Origin of the sequence: Pseudomonas sp. BF-R-30 (assembly GCF_019956175.1) — a bacterium.
Lineage (GTDB): Bacteria > Pseudomonadota > Gammaproteobacteria > Pseudomonadales > Pseudomonadaceae > Aquipseudomonas > Aquipseudomonas jessenii.
Genome location: NZ_JAHBDE010000047.1, coordinates 1 through 22,688 on the forward strand (window position 1 = coordinate 1; position 22,688 = coordinate 22,688).

At 58.8% G+C, this 22,688-nt stretch carries 20 protein-coding genes; 9 read left to right on the forward strand and 11 right to left on the reverse strand.

Annotated features, from left to right (window positions below):
• Positions 1–451 precede the first annotated feature (451 nt).
• The 9 genes from msrQ to mrcB form a co-directional block, all read right to left on the reverse strand.
• On the reverse strand, positions 452–1,072 hold the full coding sequence (gene msrQ / locus KGB20_RS22140; RefSeq protein WP_102672222.1) for a protein-methionine-sulfoxide reductase heme-binding subunit MsrQ: 621 nt from the start codon (positions 1,070–1,072) through the stop codon (positions 452–454).
• Positions 1,072–2,085, reverse strand: coding sequence for a protein-methionine-sulfoxide reductase catalytic subunit MsrP (msrP, locus tag KGB20_RS22145; RefSeq protein ID WP_154862193.1), 1,014 nt, complete (start codon positions 2,083–2,085; stop codon positions 1,072–1,074). The genes msrQ and msrP overlap by 1 nt, the downstream gene beginning before the upstream one ends.
• A gap of 58 nt (positions 2,086–2,143) precedes the next feature.
• On the reverse strand, positions 2,144–2,998 hold the full coding sequence (pssA, locus tag KGB20_RS22150) for a CDP-diacylglycerol--serine O-phosphatidyltransferase (protein WP_007971084.1): 855 nt from the start codon (positions 2,996–2,998) through the stop codon (positions 2,144–2,146).
• Between the two features lie 143 nt (positions 2,999–3,141).
• Entirely contained in the window at positions 3,142–4,158 is a 1,017-nt protein-coding gene (ilvC, locus tag KGB20_RS22155; RefSeq protein ID WP_003228216.1) for a ketol-acid reductoisomerase, read from the reverse strand.
• Between the two features lie 45 nt (positions 4,159–4,203).
• On the reverse strand, positions 4,204–4,695 hold the full coding sequence (gene ilvN, locus KGB20_RS22160; RefSeq protein WP_003205610.1) for an acetolactate synthase small subunit: 492 nt from the start codon (positions 4,693–4,695) through the stop codon (positions 4,204–4,206).
• Positions 4,696–4,697: 2 nt separating this feature from the next.
• On the reverse strand, positions 4,698–6,422 hold the full coding sequence (locus tag KGB20_RS22165; protein WP_057716561.1) for an acetolactate synthase 3 large subunit: 1,725 nt from the start codon (positions 6,420–6,422) through the stop codon (positions 4,698–4,700).
• Between the two features lie 483 nt (positions 6,423–6,905).
• On the reverse strand, positions 6,906–7,241 hold the full coding sequence (locus KGB20_RS22170) for a YqcC family protein (protein WP_154862192.1): 336 nt from the start codon (positions 7,239–7,241) through the stop codon (positions 6,906–6,908).
• Positions 7,241–7,993, reverse strand: a complete 753-nt coding sequence (locus KGB20_RS22175) for a tetratricopeptide repeat protein (protein ID WP_154862191.1) — start codon at positions 7,991–7,993, stop codon at positions 7,241–7,243. Before KGB20_RS22175 ends, KGB20_RS22170 begins: the two co-directional genes overlap by 1 nt.
• Before the next feature lie 16 nt (positions 7,994–8,009).
• Positions 8,010–10,328 carry a penicillin-binding protein 1B gene (gene mrcB / locus KGB20_RS22180; RefSeq protein ID WP_150813452.1) on the reverse strand — a complete coding sequence of 773 codons (2,319 nt, stop codon included), beginning with the start codon at positions 10,326–10,328 and terminating at the stop codon, positions 8,010–8,012.
• A gap of 116 nt (positions 10,329–10,444) precedes the next feature.
• Between mrcB and KGB20_RS22185 the strand changes: the two genes are divergently transcribed.
• The 4 genes from KGB20_RS22185 (at position 10,445) to KGB20_RS22200 (ending at position 13,755) form a co-directional block, all read left to right on the forward strand.
• A complete protein-coding gene (locus KGB20_RS22185; protein WP_057713282.1) occupies positions 10,445–12,001 on the forward strand; it encodes an AAA family ATPase in 1,557 nt (518 codons plus the stop codon).
• A gap of 90 nt (positions 12,002–12,091) precedes the next feature.
• Entirely contained in the window at positions 12,092–12,436 is a 345-nt protein-coding gene (locus tag KGB20_RS22190; RefSeq protein ID WP_008053898.1) for a pentapeptide repeat-containing protein, read from the forward strand.
• Positions 12,437–12,683: 247 nt separating this feature from the next.
• Positions 12,684–12,956: a TfoX/Sxy family protein gene (locus KGB20_RS22195; protein ID WP_154862190.1), complete on the forward strand. Its 273-nt coding sequence runs from the start codon at positions 12,684–12,686 to the stop codon at positions 12,954–12,956.
• A 481-nt stretch (positions 12,957–13,437) separates the two neighbouring features.
• Positions 13,438–13,755, forward strand: a complete 318-nt coding sequence (locus KGB20_RS22200; protein WP_150813454.1) for a Rieske (2Fe-2S) protein — start codon at positions 13,438–13,440, stop codon at positions 13,753–13,755.
• On the opposite strand, the gene sfsA is transcribed toward KGB20_RS22200, so the two are convergent.
• Positions 13,752–14,465, reverse strand: coding sequence for a DNA/RNA nuclease SfsA (gene sfsA, locus KGB20_RS22205; RefSeq protein ID WP_154862189.1), 714 nt, complete (start codon positions 14,463–14,465; stop codon positions 13,752–13,754). The genes KGB20_RS22200 and sfsA overlap by 4 nt on opposite strands.
• The gene (locus KGB20_RS22210) at positions 14,465–15,637 is read right to left on the reverse strand and encodes a pyridoxal phosphate-dependent aminotransferase (RefSeq protein ID WP_150813456.1); all 1,173 of its coding nucleotides are present in this window, start codon (positions 15,635–15,637) and stop codon (positions 14,465–14,467) included. The genes sfsA and KGB20_RS22210 overlap by 1 nt, the downstream gene beginning before the upstream one ends.
• Positions 15,638–15,970: 333 nt before the next feature.
• On the opposite strand from KGB20_RS22210, the gene dksA reads away from it, so the two are divergent.
• The 5 genes from dksA to KGB20_RS22235 all read left to right on the forward strand — a co-directional run bounded on the left by dksA (position 15,971) and on the right by KGB20_RS22235 (position 22,185).
• Complete coding sequence (gene dksA, locus KGB20_RS22215; protein WP_008053890.1) at positions 15,971–16,411, forward strand: RNA polymerase-binding protein DksA; 441 nt, start codon at positions 15,971–15,973, stop codon at positions 16,409–16,411.
• Positions 16,412–16,640: 229 nt separating this feature from the next.
• Entirely contained in the window at positions 16,641–17,537 is an 897-nt protein-coding gene (gluQRS, locus tag KGB20_RS22220) for a tRNA glutamyl-Q(34) synthetase GluQRS (RefSeq protein WP_154862188.1), read from the forward strand.
• Positions 17,538–17,614: 77 nt separating this feature from the next.
• Complete coding sequence (locus tag KGB20_RS22225; protein ID WP_003176118.1) at positions 17,615–17,791, forward strand: hypothetical protein; 177 nt, start codon at positions 17,615–17,617, stop codon at positions 17,789–17,791.
• The gene (locus KGB20_RS22230) at positions 17,775–20,729 is read left to right on the forward strand and encodes a sensor histidine kinase (protein ID WP_167362842.1); all 2,955 of its coding nucleotides are present in this window, start codon (positions 17,775–17,777) and stop codon (positions 20,727–20,729) included. Before KGB20_RS22225 ends, KGB20_RS22230 begins: the two co-directional genes overlap by 17 nt.
• A 22-nt stretch (positions 20,730–20,751) precedes the next feature.
• On the forward strand, positions 20,752–22,185 hold the full coding sequence (locus tag KGB20_RS22235) for a sigma-54-dependent transcriptional regulator (protein WP_150813460.1): 1,434 nt from the start codon (positions 20,752–20,754) through the stop codon (positions 22,183–22,185).
• The last annotated feature ends 503 nt before the right edge of the window (positions 22,186–22,688 follow it).

Below are 22,688 nucleotides of genomic sequence, written 5' to 3' on the forward strand. Positions count from 1 at the left end.
GCTCAGCAATCGTTGGTTACATCTTTGATTTCTCGCGGAGTAACTTGTGATGCTGATAATCTGTTGACTAGCAGTCTGACTCCACAAGCACCCACACGAATTGCTTGATTCAGTTGTTAAAGAGCGGCTGGTTAAGATCTTTCGTCTCAACCGAGGCGCGCATTCTACAGCAGCCTCATTTACTGTCAAGTGATTATTTTCAGAAGCTTTCAAAGTTTCCTTTGTAACTTCAACCACTTGCGCTTCAGATCTCTCATCAGCGGGAGGCGAATTCTACAGCGTTACACGCTGCTGTCAACACCTCTTTTTCAACTCCCTTTCGGCTTCGATGAACTGAAGCAACCTGCTGTCGAAAACTGCATAACTCTTTGTTTACCAAGGAGTTTTCCGTTTCGACTGCGCCGGAAGTGGGGCGAATTATAGACACCTGGAATCTGCCGTCAACCACTATTTACGCCTTTTTGGCAGAAGAGGCCTTTTTAGCCATTAGACGCGGGATTCGACGAGCCACAGGCGGTAGCCGCAGCATTAACAGCAATGCACCTATAGATGCATAGATCACCCACTCTTTCAGGTCGGCGCGCACAATCCAGAGCATATGCAGTAATCCAAGCCCGAGAATGGCATAAGCCAGGCGATGCAACTTCTTCCAGCGGGCGCCCAATCGTCGCTGACTGTATCGATTGGAAGTCACCGCCAATGCCAGCAAACCAAGAAAACCCAACGCCCCGACAATAATGTAAGGCCGCTTGCGCAACTCGACACCCAACTGCGACCAGTCAAAACCAAGAATGAATGCGCAGTAGCTACCGAGGTGGAGCAGCACATAGGCAAAGCACCACAATCCCAACTGTCGCCGCACGGCATTCCACCCCGCCCAACCGGTGAGTCTCTGCAAAGGCGCCATACTCAAGGTTACAAGCAGCAGAACAAGCGCCCCCAAACCCAATCGATCGACCAGCACCTTGCCCGGATCCGGCCCGAGGACATCCTCCCAGGCCTGGTACAGCCACAGCAGCGGCCACACCAGCACCACGACAAAGACACCGATACGCCAAAACGGATAGCGCATCAGTAATTCTTCCTCAGGTCGAGCCCCGCATATAGAGAGGAGACTTCCTCTGAATAGCCGTTGAACATTTGCGTGTCGCGCACATTGGGCTTGAACAAGCCACTGGGCAGGCGGCGTTCACGCGCCTGAGTCCAGCGAGGATGATCAACGGTGGGATTCACGTTCGCATAAAAGCCATATTCATCCGCAGCAATACTCTGCCAGGTGGTTTTCGGCTGCTCGCTGACCAGACTGATGCGCACAATTGACTTGATGCTCTTGAAGCCATATTTCCAAGGCACCACCAAACGCAACGGCGCGCCGTTTTGATTAGGCAATTCACGCCCGTACATCCCCACTGCGAGAATCGCCAACGGATTCATGGCCTCATCCAGTCGCAACCCTTCCACATAGGGCCAGTCGATCAAGGCAAAACCGGAGCGCTGCCCCGGCATGCTTTTGGGATCCTGCAAGGTTTCGAAGCGGATGAATCTGGCTTTCGAGGTCGGCTCGACTTCCTTGAGCAAGGCCGAGAGCGGAAAACCGATCCAGGGAATGACCATCGACCAGGCTTCCACGCAACGCAGCCGGTAGATTCGCTCCTCCAACCGATACGGCTTCATGAGGTCCTCCAGCGCATACCGCCCAGGCTTGCCCACCTCCCCGTCCACCACTACCGACCACGGCTCCGTCTTCAGCGTGCCGGCATTGGCGGCCGGATCACCTTTGTCTGTGCCGAACTCGTAGAAGTTGTTGTAGTGGGTCGCATCCTTGAACGGCGTGATCGCCTCATCTTTGACGCTGATCGCCCCCCACTGGGTAGCCGGAAGTTTTTCGCTGAACCAGGAAGGCGCCTTGCCGGGCTCGACATCCGGATAACGCACAGCATCGCCAGCGCTGGCCCATTGCGGCAGGCTGCCCAGAGCGAAGCCCGCAACCGTGGCGCCGAGCACTTTGCGTCGAGAAAGATAGAGGGATTCAGGCGTGACGTCCGACTCGTGGCAGTCGGACGCTCTGGGGACTTTAATCAGCATGGTTACTCCGCAGCTTTGGAGGACAGATGCACCCATAGACTGCGGAGTATGAGGGAAATTACGCGCTCTTGTTACGGCGAAGACGTAACAGATATTGAACCGGGCCGGAGGCTGCATAGGCGAGAAACACCAGCAGCAGGATACGCGGAGGGTCACTGAACACCACTGCGAACACCAGCACCACGGCGAGAATCGCCACGAAAGGCACTCGCCCCTTCAGGTCCAGCTCCTTGAAGCTGTTGTACTTGATGTTGCTGACCATCAGCATGCCGGCCGCCGCAACCATCAGCGCAACCAGGAAGGACATCTTGGAACCCTGAATGCCGTAGTCACTGAACGCCCAGACGATACCTGCAACCACACCCGCAGCGGCAGGACTGGCCAGACCGATGAAGTAGCGCTTGTCCGCGGTACCGACCTGAGTGTTGAAGCGCGCAAGGCGCAAGGCCGCGCCCGCCACATAGATGAAGGCGACCATCCAGCCAACCTTGCCCATGTCACCCAAGGCCCAACCGAAGGCCAGCAATGCCGGGGCAACACCAAAGGCAACCATGTCCGACAGCGAGTCGTACTCGGCACCGAAGGCGCTCTGGGTATTGGTCATGCGGGCCACGCGCCCATCAAGACCATCGAGCACCATTGCGACGAAGATCGCGATGGCCGCGAACGCGAAATACTTGCTCGCATTGGCCGAGTCACCGGCACTCAAGGCCGCCTGGGCGCTCATTGAGTTGATGATGGAATAGAACCCTGCGAACAGATTCGCAGTGGTGAACAGATTCGGCAGAAGATAGATACCACGATGCCGGACTTTACGACCTTCGGCGTCATGCCCTTCCTCGACATGTTCATCGATGGGCAGCAGGCTTTCGGCGTCAGAAGCCTGGTTTGGCTCTTCGGGGCGTTCGCTCATGGACATTACCTTGCAACGGGTGGAAAGTTTGGACAGGTGTCTGGGACGACGGTTCGGCCACAAACGATGCAGCTTTATACCAGAACCGGCCCCCCAAACGAAAAAACGCGGCCTAAGCCGCGTTTTTCGTACAAGCGCGTGACTTAGTTTTTAGCTTTGTCGACGATCTTGTTGGCACCGATCCACGGCATCATGGAGCGCAGTTGCTCGCCGATGATTTCGATACCGTGAGCGGCGTTGTTACGACGCTTGGCGGTCATCGAAGGATAGCCGGTAGCGCCTTCGCTGATGAACATCTTGGCGTATTCGCCGTCCTGAATACGTTTCAGGGCGTTGCGCATGGCCTGACGGGATTCGGCGTTGATGACTTCAGGGCCGGTCACGTACTCGCCGTATTCGGCGTTGTTGGAGATCGAGTAGTTCATGTTGGCGATACCGCCTTCGTACATGAGGTCAACGATCAGCTTCAGTTCGTGCAGGCACTCGAAGTAGGCCATTTCCGGCGCGTAGCCAGCTTCAACCAGGGTTTCGAAACCGGCCTTGACCAGCTCAACGGTACCGCCGCACAGAACGGCCTGTTCGCCGAACAGGTCGGTTTCAGTCTCGTCCTTGAAGGTGGTTTCGATGATGCCGGTACGACCGCCGCCAACGCCGGCAGCGTAGGACAGGGCGACGTTCTTGGCGTTGCCCGAGGCGTCCTGGTAGATAGCGATCAGATCAGGGATACCGCCGCCCTTCACGAACTCGGAACGTACGGTGTGGCCTGGAGCCTTCGGCGCGATCATGATCACGTCGAGGTCAGCGCGCGGCACAACCTGGTTGTAGTGGATCGCGAAGCCGTGGGAGAAGGCCAGGGTGGCGCCTTTCTTGATGTTCGGCTCGATTTCGTTCTTGTACAGGGAGGACTGGAATTCGTCCGGGGTCAGGATCATGACCAGGTCGGCAGCTGCAACAGCAGAAGCAACGTCGGTCACTTTCAGGCCGTGGGCTTCAGCCTTGGCAACGGTAGCCGAACCTTTACGCAGGCCGACAGTCACGTCAACGCCGGAGTCTTTCAGGTTGCACGCTTGAGCGTGGCCCTGGGAACCGTAACCGATGATGGCAACTTTCTTGCCCTGGATGATCGACAGGTCGCAGTCTTTATCGTAGAAAACTTTCATGAATTTCCCCTATATCAGGCCGTTCAGGCCGTTCGCTAATTTGGTTTAGATGCTGAGTACTTTGTCGCCGCGGGCAATGCCGGTCACGCCACTACGGACGGTCTCCAGAATCGAGGCGGTGCCAATGGACTGAATGAAGCTGTCGAGCTTGTCGCTGGTACCGGTCAGTTGAACGGTATACACGCTGGCGCTGACATCGACGATCTGCCCACGGTAAATATCGGTAGTGCGCTTGATCTCGGCGCGCTGGGCGCCGGTGGCCTTGACCTTGACCAGCATCAGTTCGCGCTCGATGTGAGCACTCTCCGACAGGTCGACCAGTTTTACCACTTCGATCAGCTTGTTCAGGTTCTTGGTGATCTGCTCGATGATTTCATCGTGACCGACCGTGGTCAGCGTCAGACGCGACAGGGTCGGGTCTTCGGTTGGTGCCACAGTCAGGCTTTCGATGTTGTAGTTGCGCTGCGAGAACAGGCCAACCACACGAGACAGAGCACCGGGTTCGTTTTCCAGAAGCAAGGAAATAATGTGCCGCATGATTAGGTACGCTCCGTCTTGCTCAGCCACATATCGCGCATGGAGCCGTCTTTGATCTGCATCGGGTAGACGTGCTCGCTGGTATCGACCGAAATATCGATCACCACCAGGCGATCTTTCATGGCGAACGCTTCTTCCATCTTCGACTTCAAATCTTTCGATTCAGTGATGCGCACGCCAACGTGACCATAGGCTTCAGCCAGCTTGACGAAGTCAGGCAACGACTCCATGTAGGAGTGCGAGTGACGGCTGCCATAGCTCATGTCCTGCCACTGACGAACCATACCCAGAACGCCGTTGTTCAGAATGACGATTTTTACCGGCAAACCGTATTGCAGACAGGTGGACAGCTCCTGGATGTTCATCTGGATACTGCCTTCGCCCGTCACACAGGCGACGTCGGCATCCGGATAGCTCAACTGAATGCCCATGGCCGCCGGGAAACCGAAGCCCATGGTGCCCAGGCCACCGGAGTTGATCCAGCGGTTCGGCTTGTTGAACTTGTAGTACTGCGCAGCAAACATCTGGTGCTGACCCACGTCGGAGGTCACAAAGGCATCGCCATTGGTCACTTCGCACAGGGTTTCGATCACGGTCTGAGGCTTGATCTTGCTGCCGTCGCCCTTGTCATACGGGAACAGGCCGCGATCACCGCGCCACTCGTCAACCTGCTTCCACCAGCTGGCAACGGACTCCTTGTTCGGGGTCTCGCCGATTTCCTTGAGGATCGCGACCATTTCGGTCAGGACACTCTCAACCGGCCCCACGATAGGCACGTCGGCCTTGATGGTCTTGGAGATCGAAGCCGGGTCGATGTCGATGTGAATGATCTTGGCGTTCGGGCAGAACTTCGACGCGCCATTGATGACACGGTCGTCGAAACGTGCGCCGACAGCGAGGATCACGTCAGCATGGTGCATCGCCAGGTTGGCGGTGTAGCTGCCGTGCATGCCGAGCATGCCGATGAACTGACGGTCGGTGCCAGGGTAGCCACCGAGGCCCATCAGGGTATTGGTCACTGGCAGGTTGAGCATCTTCGCCAGTTCGGTCAGTGGTGCGGAACCACCACCCAGAATCACGCCGCCGCCCGAGTACAACACAGGACGCTTGGCCGCCAGGAGCATTTCTGCCGCCTTGCGGATTTGACCGGAGTGACCGCGAACAGCCGGGCTGTAGGAACGCAGCTTGGCTTTTTTCGGGAAGACGTATTCGAACTTCTCGGCCGGGTTGGTCATGTCTTTCGGGATATCGACAACGACCGGGCCAGGACGACCGGATTGCGCCAGGTAGAACGCCTTCTTCATGACTTCCGGGATTTCCGACGCGTGCTTGATCATGAAGCTGTGCTTCACGATCGGCCGGGAGATACCGATCATGTCGGTTTCCTGGAACGCATCGGTGCCAACCATGGTGCTAGGCACCTGGCCGGAAATGATCACCATCGGAATGGAGTCCATGTAGGCGGTGGCGATACCGGTGATGGCGTTTGTTGCGCCAGGACCGGAAGTCACCAGTACCACGCCGGCTTTACCGGTGGCACGGGCGTAGCCGTCAGCCATATGGGTAGCCGCTTGCTCGTGACGAACCAGGATGTGGGTCACTTCCGGTTCTTTGAACAGGGCATCGTAGACATGAAGAAGAGCACCACCCGGGTACCCGTAGATATATTTGACGCCTTCGTCACGCAAGAAGCGGACGAGCATCTCACCGCCAGATAAAAGCTCCACGTTGCTCACCTCTAAAACGCCAGAATACCGCCCACGAAAAATGGGACGGGTCTTAATAGGTTTACTTCTCGGCAGAGCATGAGCGACGGTGGTCGCCGACTACGTCAGCACTGACTGAGCAAGTATTGGGATCGTCCCAAGTGTTGCGGGGCTTTCCCACCCAGCGCGAGGTAACGCGTTGCGGGTGTAACAGGTCGACGCGGATATGCGCCTCATGATCTGCTGAGAGGGTCTGCTTCTGGCAGTCCCTGTACAGCGGACTTTGGATTCTTCTGTTTCGGCCTTCGCAAGTCAAGTCGTCTATGTGCTTTATTCTACTAAGCACATGAGAACGCAAGAAAAAACCCGTAAATCCACCCCGTGTTAGCTTTGATTGCGCAACTTTTGGCAAAAAATTGGCACGCGAATGCACTTACCCTGAAACGGCCGACAAAATAGAGGGATATTGTGAACAACTGCCAGCGGACACTGGCAGCTTCTGGCTCAGCGGGACGCGGTGATCAGTTGATCGAATTCTTTGAGCAGCACCTGTAACTGCCGATCCCTACCCTGGACATTGCGCCCGGCAAAGACCATTTCAGCCATTTCCTGAATGCCCGAAGCATTGGGTAGCGGCAAATCCTGTTCGAGGATCATCTTCATGCGTGGCAGGAAGATCCATTGCAGCCATTGCTCGAATTCCAGTGTGTCGACCGAAAACGGCTCGACACTGGAAAGCGCTTCGGCAGAGGGCGGGGCTTCATCCCACCACCGTTGTACCCGCAACTCGCGCTCGATCAACAACAGTTGATCGGCGATTTTCAGAAATCGCGCATCCATCACAGCGTTACCTTGGCCTTCTGACGAGCCAATGCCGCGCCCTGAGAGTCACCCTGCTTCGCGCGCGCCTGGGCAATCAGCTCCCACAAGCTGGCTTGAAGGGCTGGACGGCCATTGGCAAAGGTCAGCCCACGGCGAGCGAACTGCTCGGCTTGGGCGGCATCGCCCTGAGCCATGCGCACCTGGGCCAGGCGGTAAAGCACCTGCGGCTCACGCGGAGCAACGCGCTGGGCGCGTTCGAGGCTGGAGGAGGCACCATTGAGATCACCGCTCGCCTGTTGCTGTTGAGCGGTAGTCAGCAAAGCCAATACCGGGCCGTCCAGTTGCTCGTCGGCAGAAAGTCCGCCCGAACTGGCCGACGGAATCCCGCTTGGCGACGACGGCATGCTGTAGCTGCCCTGATTGATCGGCGCCGATTGGACCGGCGACGTGTCAATCGGCCCCGGCGTGATCGGCCCCGGCGTGATCGGACCCGGGGTAATCGGCGTGGTGCTGATCGGCGTCGAAGTCGTTGCCGCGCCTGGCACCATCACCACTACGCCGCTGTCACCTTGCGGAATCGCCTGGGTCTGCGACTGACCTTGCGCAGGGCGCTTGACGGTCGTCTGGCGGAAACCGCCATTGGCCGAGATCCGCTCACTGTTGGACACGGCGGTGCCGGAATCCACGACCGGAATCGAGCCACGTTGTACGCTAGAGCAACCGCTGAGCAAAGCTACGGCGGCAACCGCTGGAATCAACCACTTGTTCACTTGAAACCCTCTTTGCTTAATTCATCCAGCCCTTGACCCAGTCCATCACCGTCTCGGCAGGGTTTTCACCACCGCAAGCGGCACCGGGAGGCGGTTCGCTGCCGCGAATATACGGCATCTGCACGGCACCAGGGCAACCGGCGTCAGAACCTTGCCCGGTTCGCGAGTCCACCCAGGCCTGAACGATATTATCCGGCTGCGGCATGTCCAGCGGCAACGGGTCGGCCTTGCGCATAAAGCTGGTCCAGACCTGCAAGGCCCCGGTGGCGCCGGTGAATGGCGTCTTGCCATTGTCGTCGCGACCCAGCCAGACCACCGCCAGCAAGTCCTGGCTGAAACCGGCAAACCAACTGTCTCGCGAATCGTTACTGGTACCGGTCTTGCCCGCCAGGGTCAGGGTCCTTGGCAACGCGTTATAAACCGAGCTGCCGGTACCCTCACGCATCACCCGCTGCATGGCGCTCTGGATCAGGTAAATGGAGGCCGGATCAAAACGCTGCTGAATCTGGAACGGATAACGCTTGAGTGGCTCGCCCTCGGCAGTCAGCACGCTACGAATCCCGCGCATCGGCGTATTGAAGCCGCCGTTGGCGAGGGTCTGGTACATGGTCGCCACTTCGATTGGCGTCATGCCGCCGGCCCCGAGCAACATCGACGGGAAGGCCGGGAATTCACGCGTCACACCCAGGCGCGCCACTGTCTTCAATACGTTCGGCACACCGACTGCCAAACCAAGACGCGCGGTCGACAGGTTGTAGGAATGCGCCAGGCCTTGATAGAGGAACACCGTACCGTGAGAACGGCGATCGTAGTTCTGCGGCTTCCAGACCTGACCATCCGCGCCTTTGACCGAGAAGGACTCGTCCGACAGCCAACTGGTCAATGTGTACTGGCTCGGTTTCTCCAGTGCGGTCAGATAAACAGCCGGCTTGATCAGCGAGCCGATCGGCCGTACAGCATCCAGCGCCCGGTTGAACCCGGCAAAACTGGCCTGGCGACTGCCGATCATGGCCTGCACTTCCCCGGTCTCCGGGTTGGTCACGACCATTGCCGCTTCGACGTCATCGGAACCCTTGCGTCCTGCCAGACGCTTGAAGGTGTCGTTGACCGAGGCCTCAGCCTTCATCTGCAGGATCGGGTCGAAACTGGTGAAGATACGCAGCCCTTCTTCGGTCAAGTCTTCGTCGCGATAGTCTTCGCGCAACTGACGCTTGACCAGATCGAGGAAGCCGGGGAACGAGCTGTCCGCCAGACTGCCGCGCTTGGTCACGCCCAGCGGCATTTTCTTCGCCGCCTCAACCTGCTCGGCGGTCGCGACACCCTGCTCTTGCAGCACATCGAGTACCAGGTTGCGCCGCTCGAGGGCACGCTCCGGATTACGACGGGGGTTATAGGAGGAAGGCCCCTTGACCATGCCCACCAGCAGCGCGACCTGATGCAGCTTGAGCTCGGCCAGCGGCTGGCTGAAGAAGAACTGGCTGGCCAGACCGAAACCGTGCACCGCACGCTGACCGTCCTGCCCGACAAACACTTCGTTGAGGTAAGCCTCAAGGATTTCGCGCTTGTCGTAGTGAAGTTCAAGCAGCAGCGCCATCATCGCTTCGGTGAGTTTGCGGCTCAGGCTGCGCTCGTTGGTCAGGTAGAAGTTCTTGACCAACTGCTGCGTCAGGGTACTGCCGCCCTGACGCATGCGCCCGGACGAACCGTTGACCCAGATTGCACGGGCGATCGACTTCGGCGAAACACCAAAGTGATGATAAAAATCGCGATCCTCGACCGCCACCAGCGTTTCAAGCAAGTACGGTGGCACCTGATCGATCTTGATCAGAATCCGGTCTTCGAGGTTTTTCGGGTACAGGCCGCCGATCAGCAGCGGCTCCAGGCGCACCACCGACAGCTTCGAGCCTTTAGCCCCCGCCAACTCGGCCACGTAATCGCCGGAGAAACGCACCCGCACAGGTTGCGCTTGCTCCATGCCTTCATAGAACTGGAAGCCACGGGTATTCAGATCAACGGTATTGCCGTTGACCGACGCCGCCCCCGGACCGTTGGCCACGCTTTCACGGCGATAACCCAAGGCATCGAGCTCGGTCAGGAAATCATCCCGGCTCAGCTTCTGTCCGACGAACAGCTCGAGCGGGCGCGCGTAAACCTTGGCCGGGATGGTCCAGCGCTTGCCGGAAAACTTCTCCTGGACGATCGCATCAAGGTAAACGGCGAATCCGGCCAGCACCACAAGGGCGACCAGACTGAGTTTAATGGCCCAGCCCATCCACGGGCGCAGGCCCCTGGAGGGTGGTTTTTTCGGGGTACGGGGAGTTCGAGTACGAGTCATGGCGGCGGATTATACGCACTTTATTCATCCTCAACAGGAGCGCTCCGAGGTTTGCGTCAAGCGGACTTGCGGCCATAATGACGGCCTTGAATTTCCCAGACTCTGAAGGATCGCCTGTGAGCCAGTCCCTGATCGCTGCCCTGCAAAACCCTGCCCTCTACCCGCATCCAGTAGAGGGATTCCAGGTCATCGAGACCCATATTTCCTGGGTACTGCTTACCGGCCCCTACGCCTATAAAGTGAAGAAGCCGGTCAATTTCGGTTTTCTCGACTTCACCAGCCTTGAGGCTCGCGGACACTTTTGCGCTGAAGAACTGCGCCTGAACCAGCGTCTGACCGACGATTTGTACCTCGAAGTGCTGCCCGTCACCGGCAGCGCCGAGGCTCCGCAACTGGGCGGTGAAGGCCCAGCCATCGAATATGTACTGAAGATGCGTCAGTTCCCGCAAAACGGCTTGCTCAGCACCCTGCAAGCCAATGGCGAACTGACCACCGCGCACATCGACGAGATGGCCGAGCAAATCGCCCGCTTCCACCTCAGCGCTCCGAAAGTGCCGGCCGGGCACGAAGCCGGTACCCCGGACAGCGTCATGGCGCCGGTGCGGCAGAATTTCGAACAGATCCGTCCGTTCCTCAGCGACAAAGCCGACCTGTTGCAACTCGACGCCCTGCAAGCCTGGGCCGAAAGCAGCTTCGAGCGCCTCAAACCGCTGCTCGCCCAGCGCAAGGCCGAAGGTTTCATTCGTGAATGCCACGGTGATATCCATCTGGGCAATGCAACCGTGATCGACGGCAAGGTCGTGATCTTCGACTGCATCGAATTCAACGAACCGTTTCGCTTTACCGACGTTTATGCCGACACCGGTTTCCTGGCGATGGACCTGGAAGATCGCGGCCTGAAGTGCCTGGCGCGTCGCTTCATCAGCCAGTACCTGGAGCTGACCGGTGACTATCGCGGTCTCGAACTGCTGAACTTCTATAAAGCCTACCGCGCACTGGTTCGCGCCAAGGTTGCCCTGTTCAGCATGCCGGCCGACGCCACTGCGGTGCAGCGCGCCACGACCCTGCGCCAGTACCGCAACTACGCCAACCTGGCCGAAAGCTACAGCACCATTCCTTCACGCTTCATGGCCATTACCCACGGTGTTTCCGCTGTCGGCAAGAGCCATGTAGCCATGCGCCTGGTCGAAGCCCTGGGCGCGATTCGCCTGCGTTCCGATGTCGAGCGCAAGCGCCTGTTCGGCGAGCAAACCGTCGAGAATGACGTACAGGCCGGCATCTATAGCGCCGACGCCAGCGCGGCGACCTATGCCCGCCTCCACGAAATCGCCGACGTCATTCTGCGTGCGGGGTTCCCGGTGGTGGTCGACGCCACTTACCTCAAGCGTGATCAGCGTGACAGTGCAGCGAAGGTGGCCGAGGCCACGGGTGCACCCTTCCTGATCCTCGACTGCAATGCGCCACAGGCTGTAATCGAAAGCTGGCTGGCCATGCGCCAGGCAGACAAGAAAGACCCGTCCGACGCCACCCTGGCTGTTATCGCCGCCCAGCAAGACAGCCGTGAAGCGCTGACACCCGCGGAAATCCTCTGCAGCAAACGCGTCCAGACCAATGAAAGCGGGACGCTCGATACCGTTGTGGAGCAAATTCGCCAGCGCCTGCCAGGGCTGTAAGAACTATTTCAGTCGTGAGGCCCTCGCTGGCTTCACGACCGTCAAATAGTGGCACTATACTGGCGTCATAAAAACATCAGGTGATGCGACATGAGCCAGCCAAAACTTCTCGACACACCGCTATATGCCCTGCTGCACAAAGACGACATCAAAGGCTTCAACAGTGAACGCCCCAAGGATGGCCCCATCGACATGGTGGGTGGAGATTTTCGGGGGCTGGACCTGCGCGAACTGAATGCCGACGGCGTGGATTTCAGCGACGCCTACTTCCGTTCCGCCGACTTGCGCGGCATCGATTTTCGCAAAGCGAACCTGGAAGGCGCGAGCCTGGCCCACGCGCAAATCTCCGGTACGTACTTTCCAGTGGAACTCAGTGCCGACGAAATCCTGATGTCGATGAACTTCGGCACGCGATTGCGCTATCGCACCCGCTGATCATCGTCGCTGACTGACACGTCCGGCGCCTCTCGTTGCGCTGGACGGTGGGGATGTTCGCCCTTTGTTTCCAGATTCTTCCCCGCCTCTCTCTACTGCGCTCATAGACTTGTTCATGCACTGCCAATGCTCGTTTCTTAGAAGCATTTGCGTCGTAAACGAGCAAACAATCACGCTTTTCCTACTGATGGCTACACTCCTCAGAAGATTGCCCACGCTCTCCATTCGGCCATCGCAAGGAGGCTTGATGAATGATGAACTGCAACACCTGAAGAATCTTGGCAAGACGTCAGCGCAATGGCTGCATGCCGTGGGCATCCATAGCGCTTCGGACTTGCGTCGCCTCGGGGCGGTGGATGCTTATCGGGCCGTGCGCACGCGCGGTTTTCGGGCGTCCAAGGTGTTGTTGTACGCAATTGAAGGCGCCCTGATGGACGTTCACTGGAATGATATTCCTGCCGAGCGCAAGGAAGCCCTGAACAAACAACTGGAAGCCATCTCTAAACGCAACAAGAATTGATCCGACAACTATTTCTGAAGTTTTGCAACCTGGAACCCAATGATTGCGGGGCCTGCAGACACAAATCCGGCAAATCGCAAGGAAATCGAAAAACAGCGGTTGACTTGGTAATGAGAATCGATATGATTATCACAACTGGTCGCGAGACTGGTCGATATTCTGAAAAGCCCTTGGTTCGGACTCTCGGATTATCTCCTCATCAGGCTAATCACGGTTATTTGACCCGGCTCTTGCCGGGTCTTTTTTTGCCTGTGGAAAAGTACTGACAGGATGCCGCGATGGATGCTCCATGCAGATCACGACGATGCCAGTGGTCAGGCGCATAAGCAGCTTTCCTTGAAGGTTTCCCGGGCATCGAATGATCAGGCCAAGTATCCTCGACGACAGGCACTTGTCCCCGGCGGGCAAGAGCGCCATTTGATAGCATTTAACCGCCCAGCTCGGACATATCCGGTCACGAGTTGCGGGATCGAGGATAGACATGAAGTTGCTTTGCGCAGGCGCCGAGTTGGTCAATGACAGCAGCCGCGGGTTCGACATCGATGACCAAAAGTTTTTTGCCGTGCGCCGCAGCGGACAGGTTTACGTCTACATCAATCGCTGCCCGCACCGGGGCGTTGCCCTGGAGTGGCATCCCGACCAGTTTCTCGACCCCAGCAACAGCCTGATCCAGTGCGCCACCCATGGCGCACTGTTCCTGATCGAAGACGGTGAATGCGTCGCCGGCCCTTGCGCGGGGCAAGCCTTGACCAGCGTGGTCTGCCACGAGGATGAACAAGGGATCTGGATCAGCCTTTAGCCACTTGGCAACACGTCCAGACGTCGGTCGACCAGCATTTCTTCGTGGCTCAACCGCACACCGTAAGCCAACACCTCGACACCACAGGCAATCGCCTCACGCAAGGCTTGCGCATAAGCGGCATCGATTTCCTGCGCCGGGCGCACGGCCTCGATATCGGTCAGGCAAACGCAGTACAACTGCACCGCGCGAACACCGTCCCTGGCCAGGTGGGCCAGCTCCCGCAAGTGCTTGGCGCCACGCTGGGTGACCGCATCGGGAAACGCCGCCACCGCCGTACCGTCGAAGCCCAGGGTCACGCTTTTAACTTCGACGTAGGCCGGCCCTTCGGGGTAATCAAGGCGGAAATCGATACGACTGTTTTCCTGACCATAGGCCACTTCACGCTTGAGCCCGGTAAAACCGTTCAGCTCGGTGATGACGCCCGCCCGCAGCGCTTCTTCGATCAAACCATTGGCTCGGGCGGTATTCACGCAAAACAGCCGCCCTTGCGGGGTTTCACCGACCTCCCAGGTGCCAGGCAACTTGCGTTTCGGGTCGTTGGAGCGACTGAACCAGACCTGCCCGCCTTCGACCTGACAATTGAGCATCGAGCCAGTGTTCGGGCAGTGAATGGTGAGCAATTCGCCGCCAACGGTTTCGATATCGGCGAGAAAACGCTTGTAACGTCGGATCAGGCGCCCTTCTTCGAGGGGAGGATTAAAACGCATCAGCCTTGCCAGCTCCGCAACCCACGGGCAATGCGCTCGACCGCCTCCTGCAAACGCGCGAGATTTTGCGTATAGGCGAACCGCACATGATGCCCGGCCTGATAACGCCCGAAATCCAGCCCCGGGGTAAATGCCACATGTTCGGTTTCAAGAAAATGTTTACAGAACGCGAAGGCATCGCCGCCGAACTTGCTGATATCGGCGTACAAATAGAAAGCCCCTTCCGGCTCCACGGCAATACCGAAGCCCAGTTCACGCAAGGCCGGTAGCAGGTAATCCCGACGCCGGCCAAATTCGGCGCGACGCTCTTCGAGAATGCTGATGGTTGCCGGCTCGAAACAGGCCAACGCAGCGTACTGCGCCATGCTTGGAGCACTGATGTAGAGGTTCTGGGCGAGCTTTTCCAGCTCACCGACGGCCGCGTCGGGGGCCACCAGCCAGCCGAGCCGCCAACCGGTCATCCCGAAGTACTTCGAAAAGCTGTTCAGAACGAATGCACTGTCGTCGACTTCCAGCACGCTGGCCGCATCGGTGCCGTAGGTCAGGCCGTGATAAATCTCGTCGACCACCAGATGACCGTGGCGCTCCTTGATCGCGACAGACAGCTTCGCCAGCTCGTCGCGGGTCAGGATCGTGCCAGTTGGATTGGCTGGCGACGCCACCAATGCGCCGACGCTGTCGTGGTCCCAATGACGCTCGATCAGGTCCGGCGTCAATTGATAGCGCACCTCCGGACCGACCGGCACCAGTTGTGCCGCGCCTTCGACCAGCCGCAGGAAATGCCGGTTACACGGGTAGCCCGGATCCGCCAGCAACCAGTGTTTACCGGGGTCGACCAGCAAAGCGCTGGCCAGCAGCAACGCGCCGGAGCCGCCAGGCGTGATGAGGATGCGCCGCGGATCGATGTTCAAACCATAACGCTGCTGATAGAAGCCCGAAATGGCCTCGCGCAGCTCTGGAATGCCGCGTGCGGCGGTGTAACGGGTCTTTCCCGCTGTCAGCGCAGCCTGGCCGGCCTGGATGATCGGTTCGGCAGTAGTGAAGTCCGGCTCGCCGATTTCCAGGTGGATCACATCGTGGCCGGCGGCCTGCAATTCATTGGCCCGCGCCAACAGCGCCATGACATGGAAAGGTTCGATCGCGCGACTGCGGGCACTGTAGGGCTGAGCCATTGGCTTTCCTTCAACGGAAAAAAAACCGATTCTACCCAAGCGCAGGAACGAGCGAGAACCTAAAGCGGTCAGAGGCCTTGTAAGCCCGATCACAAACGACGCAGGCGCGCGCGCAAGGTTTGACTAAAATCAATAATTGAGCAGGGTTCCAGAGCCACCAGACAACGGTTTGTCATCAATTGCAAGCACCCTGTGCCGCGAGCTCGACATCCGGGAGTAGCGCGGCCCGAGTTGATCTGGTAAGTTCGCCCGCTTGCAGCCGCAGGGCCGGCAGGTGTCGGTGATGGAGCAATCCTGCGCAGATGGATTACAAGAGTAGAGGCGGTCTATTTCATGTCCACCCAAGCAAAGCAGCAAAACCAGACGATCAGCGGCTTCGAGCCCTATGTTCAGAAAACCGGCGAAGAGTACATGGGCGAGCCCATGCGCAAGCACTTCACCAAGGTCCTGAATCAGTGGAAGAAAGAGCTGATGGAAGGTGTCGACAAGACCGTGGACCACATGAAGGACGAAGCGGCCAACTTTCCTGATCCGGCAGACCGTGCCAGCCAGGAAGAGGAATTCGCCCTCGAACTGCGTGCCCGCGATCGTGAACGCAAGTTGATCAAGAAGATCGACAAGACCCTTCAGTTGATCGAAGACGAAGAGTACGGCTGGTGTGAATCCTGCGGCATCGAGATTGGTGTCAAGCGCCTCGAAGCACGCCCTACCGCCGATCTGTGCATCGACTGCAAGACCCTGGCGGAAATCAAGGAAAAGCAAGTCGGCAAATAATTGCGACTTGAACGAAGAACGGAGCGTGCGAACGCTCCGTTTTTGTTTCCAAAATTCGCTGATGCCCGTTGCGATTAAAATCGCCATCACTGTAGGAGCAAGCTTGCTCGCGATGAACCTGAGAACGCCGCGGGGTACCAGGCTCCCGGCGTTATCGTTGACGGCAATCGCGAGCAAGCTCGCTCCTGCAGGAATCTGACGACAGCCTGGAATAAGTTGCCTTGCCCTGATGACCGCCACCACCTCCCCCACCTACATCGGGCGTTTCGCCCCGACGCCCAGCGGCCATCTGCACTTCGGCTCGCTGGTCGCCGCGCTGGCCTCCTACCTTGACGCGCGCTCGGTGGGCGGACGCTGGCTGATGCGCATGGAGGACCTCGATCCACCCCGCGAGGAACCCGGCGCCCAGGCGGCCATACTCAAGGCACTGGAAAGCTATGGCTTTGAGTGGGATGGCGACCTGGTTCGCCAAAGCGAGCGGCACGATGCCTACGCCGAGGTGCTCAATCGCCTGTTCAATCAAGGCCTGGCCTACGCCTGCACCTGCTCGCGTAAACAGCTGGAGCCGTATCACGGAATTTATCCGGGCTTGTGCCGCAATGCCGGCCACGGCACCGACGATGCGGCCATCCGCCTGCGCGTACCCGAACTGGAATACCATTTCATTGACCGGGTGCAGGGCCAATACCGACAGCATCTGGGGCGGGAAGTCGGCGATTTCGTGATCCGCCGCCGTGACGGGCTCTACGCTTATCAATTGGCGGTGGTCCTGGACGACGCCTGGCAGGGCATCACCGATATCGTTCGCGGTGCCGACTTGCTGGACTCCACGCCCCGCCAGCTCTACCTGCAAGAACTGCTCGGCCTGCCTCAACCGCGTTATCTGCATATCCCGCTGATTACCCAGCCTGATGGCAACAAGCTCGGTAAATCCTACCGTTCGCCGCCGCTAACCGAGGATCAGGCAACGCCCCTACTGCTGCGGGCGCTTCGGGCGCTGGGACAGAACCCGGGAACCGAACTGACGTACGCCACGCCACGGGAAGTGCTGAATTGGGGTATTGCCCACTGGGATGCCTCGCTGATCCCGCGCACACTGAGCCTGCCCGAGGCACAGCTATTGTGATCGCACTTGCAGTGGCGCACCCATCCGTTACCATCGCCGCACGTTTTCGGGCACGCGCATAAAAAAGAGAGGCCGGGATGTACATCTATCGCTTGGTCCTGCTTTTGGTAGTGGGGATTTACCTGTTTTCCCCGGCCATCATGGATTGGTGGATCGACGCCACTGGCGCCTGGTATCGCCCTTATCTGCTCTGGCTGATTCTGATCGTCGTGACCTTCATCCTGCAGAGCCAAAAAGATGCCGATGAGCTTTAGCCTGACCCAGATGATCCTGATCAGCGCCGCATACCTGGCGGTGCTGTTCGGTGTGGCCTGGATCAGCGAACGGGGCATGATTCCCCGGGCGATCATTCGCCACCCGCTGACCTACACCCTGTCACTGGGCGTCTACGCCAGTGCCTGGGCGTTTTACGGCACCGTGGGCCTGGCCTATCAATACGGCTACGGTTTTCTGTCCAGCTACCTGGGCGTTTCCGGGGCATTCCTGCTGGCGCCAGTGCTGCTCTACCCGATCCTGAAGATCACCCGCACCTATCAACTGTCGTCGCTGGCGGACCTGTTTGCCTTCCGCTTCCGCAGTACCTGGGCCGGTGCGCTGACCACGATTTTCATGCTGGTCGGCGTACTGCCGCTGCTGGCCTTGCAAATTCAGGCGGTCGCCGACTCCATCAGCATCCTCACCCGAGAGCCGGTACAGCATCGCGTGGCCCTGAGCTTCTGCGCACTGATTACGCTGTTCACGATTTTCTTCGGCTCCCGTCACATCGCCACCCGCGAAAAGCATGAAGGCCTGGTATTCGCGATTGCCTTCGAGTCGGTGATCAAGCTGATCGCCCTCGGCGGTGTCGGGCTGTATGCGCTTTACGGCGTGTTCGACGGCCCGCAACAGCTTGAACTGTGGCTGCTGCAAAACCAGACCGCGCTCGCCGCCCTGCACACACCGTTGCAGGAAGGCCCGTGGCGTACGCTGCTGCTGGTGTTCTTCGCCTCGGCGATCGTGATGCCGCACATGTATCACATGACCTTTACCGAAAACCTCAACCCGCGTTCGCTGGTGAGTGCGAGCTGGGGCCTTCCGCTGTTCCTGTTGCTAATGAGCCTGGCGGTGCCGCTGATTCTCTGGGCTGGCCTGAAACTGGGCGCCACCACCAACCCGGAATACTTCACCCTGGGAATCGGTATCGCCGCCAACAGCAAGGCTTTGGCGTTGCTGGCCTATGTCGGCGGGCTGTCCGCCGCCAGTGGCCTGATCATCGTCACCACGCTGGCGCTGTCCGGGATGGCCTTGAACCACCTGGTCCTGCCGCTGTATCAACCACCGGCCGAAGGCAACATCTACCGTTGGCTGAAGTGGACTCGCCGGGCGCTGATCGTCGCGATCATCATGGCCGGCTACGGTTTCTACCTGATGCTCGGAGCCGAGCAGGACCTGGCCAACCTCGGCATTGTCGCTTTCGTCGCCACGTTGCAGTTCCTGCCGGGCGTGCTCTCGGTCCTGTATTGGCCGACCGCCAACCGTCGCGGCTTCATCGCCGGCTTGCTGGCGGGGATCCTGGTGTGGCTGGTGACCATGCTGTTACCGCTGGTTGGCAACCTGCAAGGCTTCTACATTCCACTGCTGAACATGATCTACGTGCTGGACGACACCAGCTGGCACATGGCGGCGATTGCCTCGCTGGCGGCCAACGTGCTGATGTTCACGCTGATCTCGCTGTTCACCAACGCCAGCACCGAAGAGGCCAGCGCTGCCGAAGCCTGCGCTGTGGATAACGTTCGCCGCCCGCAACGCCGGGAACTGCACGCCGCCTCGCCCCAGGAGTTCGCCACGCAACTGGCCAAGCCACTGGGTGCAAAAGCGGCGCAGAAAGAAGTGGAACAGGCACTGCGCGACCTCTATCTGCCTTTCGACGAGCGCCGCCCCTATGCCCTGCGTCGCTTGCGTGACCGCATCGAAGCCAATCTCTCCGGCCTGATGGGCCCGAGCGTGGCCCAGGACATGGTCGAAACGTTCCTGCCGTACAAGGCTGGCGGCGAAAACTACGTCACCGAAGACATTCACTTCATCGAAAGCCGCCTCGAGGATTACCACTCGCGCCTGACCGGCCTGGCCGCCGAGCTCGATGCCCTGCGCCGCTATCACCGCCAGACCCTTCAGGAATTGCCGATGGGCGTTTGCTCACTGGCCAAGGATCAGGAGATCCTCATGTGGAACAAGGCCATGGAGGAACTCACCGGCATCGCCGCGCAGCGCGTGGTCGGTTCGCGCCTGAGTACCATTGCCGACCCATGGAAAGACCTGCTGCAAGGCTTCATCAATCTGCCGGACGAGCACTTGCACAAACAGCACCTGGCCCTCGACGGCCAGACACGCTGGTTGAACCTGCACAAAGCGGCGATCGACGAACCCCTCGCGCCAGGCAACAGTGGCCTGGTGTTGCTGGTGGAAGACTTGACCGAAACCCAGATGCTCGAGGACAAACTGGTGCACTCCGAGCGCCTGGCCAGCATCGGTCGACTGGCGGCCGGCGTGGCCCATGAAATCGGCAACCCGATCACCGGTATCGCGTGCCTGGCGCAAAACCTGCGCGAAGAACGTGAAGAAGACGGCGAGCTGAAGGAAATCAGCGGCCAGATCCTCGAGCAGACCAAACGCGTGTCGCGCATCGTCCAGTCGTTGATGAGCTTTGCCCATGCCGGCAGCCATCAGCACAACGACGAGCCCGTCTGTCTGGCCGAAGTGGCTCAGGATGCCATCGGCCTGCTGGCCCTGAACCGACGCAATTTCGAAGTGCAGTTCTACAACCTGTGCGACCCCGAACACTGGGTCGAAGGCGACCCGCAACGGTTGGCCCAGGTATTGATCAACCTGCTTTCAAACGCCCGTGACGCCTCGCCTCCCGGCAGCGCGGTACGGGTCAAGAGCGAAGCCGGCGAACACACGGTCGATCTGATCGTGGAGGACGAAGGCAGCGGTATTCCGTCGAGCATCATGGACCGATTGTTCGAACCTTTCTTCACCACCAAGGACCCTGGCGAAGGCACCGGTCTGGGCCTTGCACTGGTCTATTCCATCGTTGAAGAGCATTATGGACAAATCACCATCGACAGCCCGGCTGATGTTCAAAGCCAACGCGGTACCCGAATCAGGGTTACCTTGCCGCGTCATGTCGAAGCGACGTCCGCTGTGAACTGAGACCGTCGAGAGTATCGAATCAATGCCGCACATTTTGATCGTCGAAGACGAAACCATTATCCGCTCCGCCTTGCGCCGCCTGCTGGAACGTAACCAGTACCAGGTCAGCGAAGCCGGATCAGTGCAGGAAGCACAAGAACGCTTCACCATTCCCTCGTTCGACCTGATCATCAGTGACCTGCGCCTGCCGGGCGCGCCTGGCACGGAGTTGATCAAGCTCGCCCAGGGCACGCCGGTGCTGATCATGACCAGCTATGCCAGCCTGCGCTCGGCGGTCGACTCGATGAAAATGGGCGCGGTGGACTACATTGCCAAGCCATTCGACCATGACGAAATGCTGCAAGCGGCCGCACGAATCCTGCGTGACCGACAAACGGTACAAGCCGGCGGTGAAGCGGTTGCCGGCAAAGCCGCCAACGGTGCGGCGAAATCCGGTACCGACAACAGCAACGGTGAGATCGGCATTATCGGCTCGTGCCCACCGATGCAGGACCTGTACGTCAAGATCCGCAAAGTGGCACCGACCGACTCCAACGTTCTGATCCAGGGCGAATCGGGTACCGGTAAGGAACTGGTGGCGCGCGCCCTGCACAACCTGTCCAAACGTGCCAAGGCGCCGATGATTTCGGTGAACTGCGCGGCCATTCCGGAAAGCCTGATCGAGTCCGAACTGTTCGGCCACGAAAAAGGCGCATTCACCGGCGCCAGCGCCGGGCGCGCCGGCCTGGTGGAAGCGGCGGACGGCGGCACCTTGTTCCTCGACGAAATCGGCGAACTGCCACTGGAAGCCCAGGCTCGCCTGCTGCGCGTATTGCAGGAAGGCGAGATTCGTCGCGTGGGCTCGGTGCAGTCGCAAAAAGTCGATGTGCGCCTGATCGCCGCGACTCACCGCGACCTCAAGAGCCTGGCGAAGATCGGCCAGTTCCGTGAAGACTTGTATTACCGCCTCCACGTTATCGCGCTGAAGCTGCCAGCCCTGCGCGAACGCGGTGCGGACGTCAACGAAATCGCCAATGCGTTCCTGGCGCGGCAAAGTGCGCGGATCAACCGCACCGACCTGAAATTCGCCGCGGATGCCGAGCAAGCCATTCGTCACTACTCCTGGCCGGGCAACGTTCGTGAACTGGAAAACGCCGTCGAGCGCGCCGTTATCCTATGCGAAAGCCCGGAAATCTCCGCCGAGCTGTTGGGTATCGACATCGAACTGGGCGACCTGGAAGACGACGAATTCATTGGCCTGGCGCCACAACAGGGCAACGCCAGTAACAGCAACCACGAACCGACCGAAGATCTCTCCCTGGAAGACTACTTCCAGCATTTCGTCCTCGAACATCAGGACCACATGACCGAAACCGAGCTGGCCCGCAAGCTCGGGGTCAGCCGCAAATGCCTGTGGGAGCGCCGTCAACGCCTGGGCATCCCACGTCGCAAGACCGGGGTGACCAGCGAAAGCTGAACCGTACCTGTCTCATGTGCGGGTAACACATGACTTTGTGAAAAAACTGTTACCTCAGTTTTTTCACGTAACAGAAGCCGGGGCTTACGGTAACGAAGCCCCGGCTTTTTTTGGCCCTCGAAATGCCTGCCGACCGGCCTAACCCCTTGTTTTATTGGGTTTCGCAAAAGTTGGCACGCACCCTGCTATATGTTTGGTACAAGAACAATAACAAGCAATGCACAAGACAATAAAAATAAGACGAATCGACTCACGCACAATAAAAACAAGACGGCGAGAGGCGCAGCTAACTGATTCTTTTGGAGAGGCGTTGTATTTGGGGCTTGCCCCACGACCAGGCCGAGAACAACAAAAAACTGTCTTAAGACAGAGCCTGTACTGGTTGGATCGAAAGATCACTGCAATTCAGCGACCAAAGCAATCCGTTTGCTCTTGGCTCCCGATTGGGAGGGTCATGAAGGAAAGCTTCATGGCGAGGGCACTCAACAAAAACAAGAAGCCCG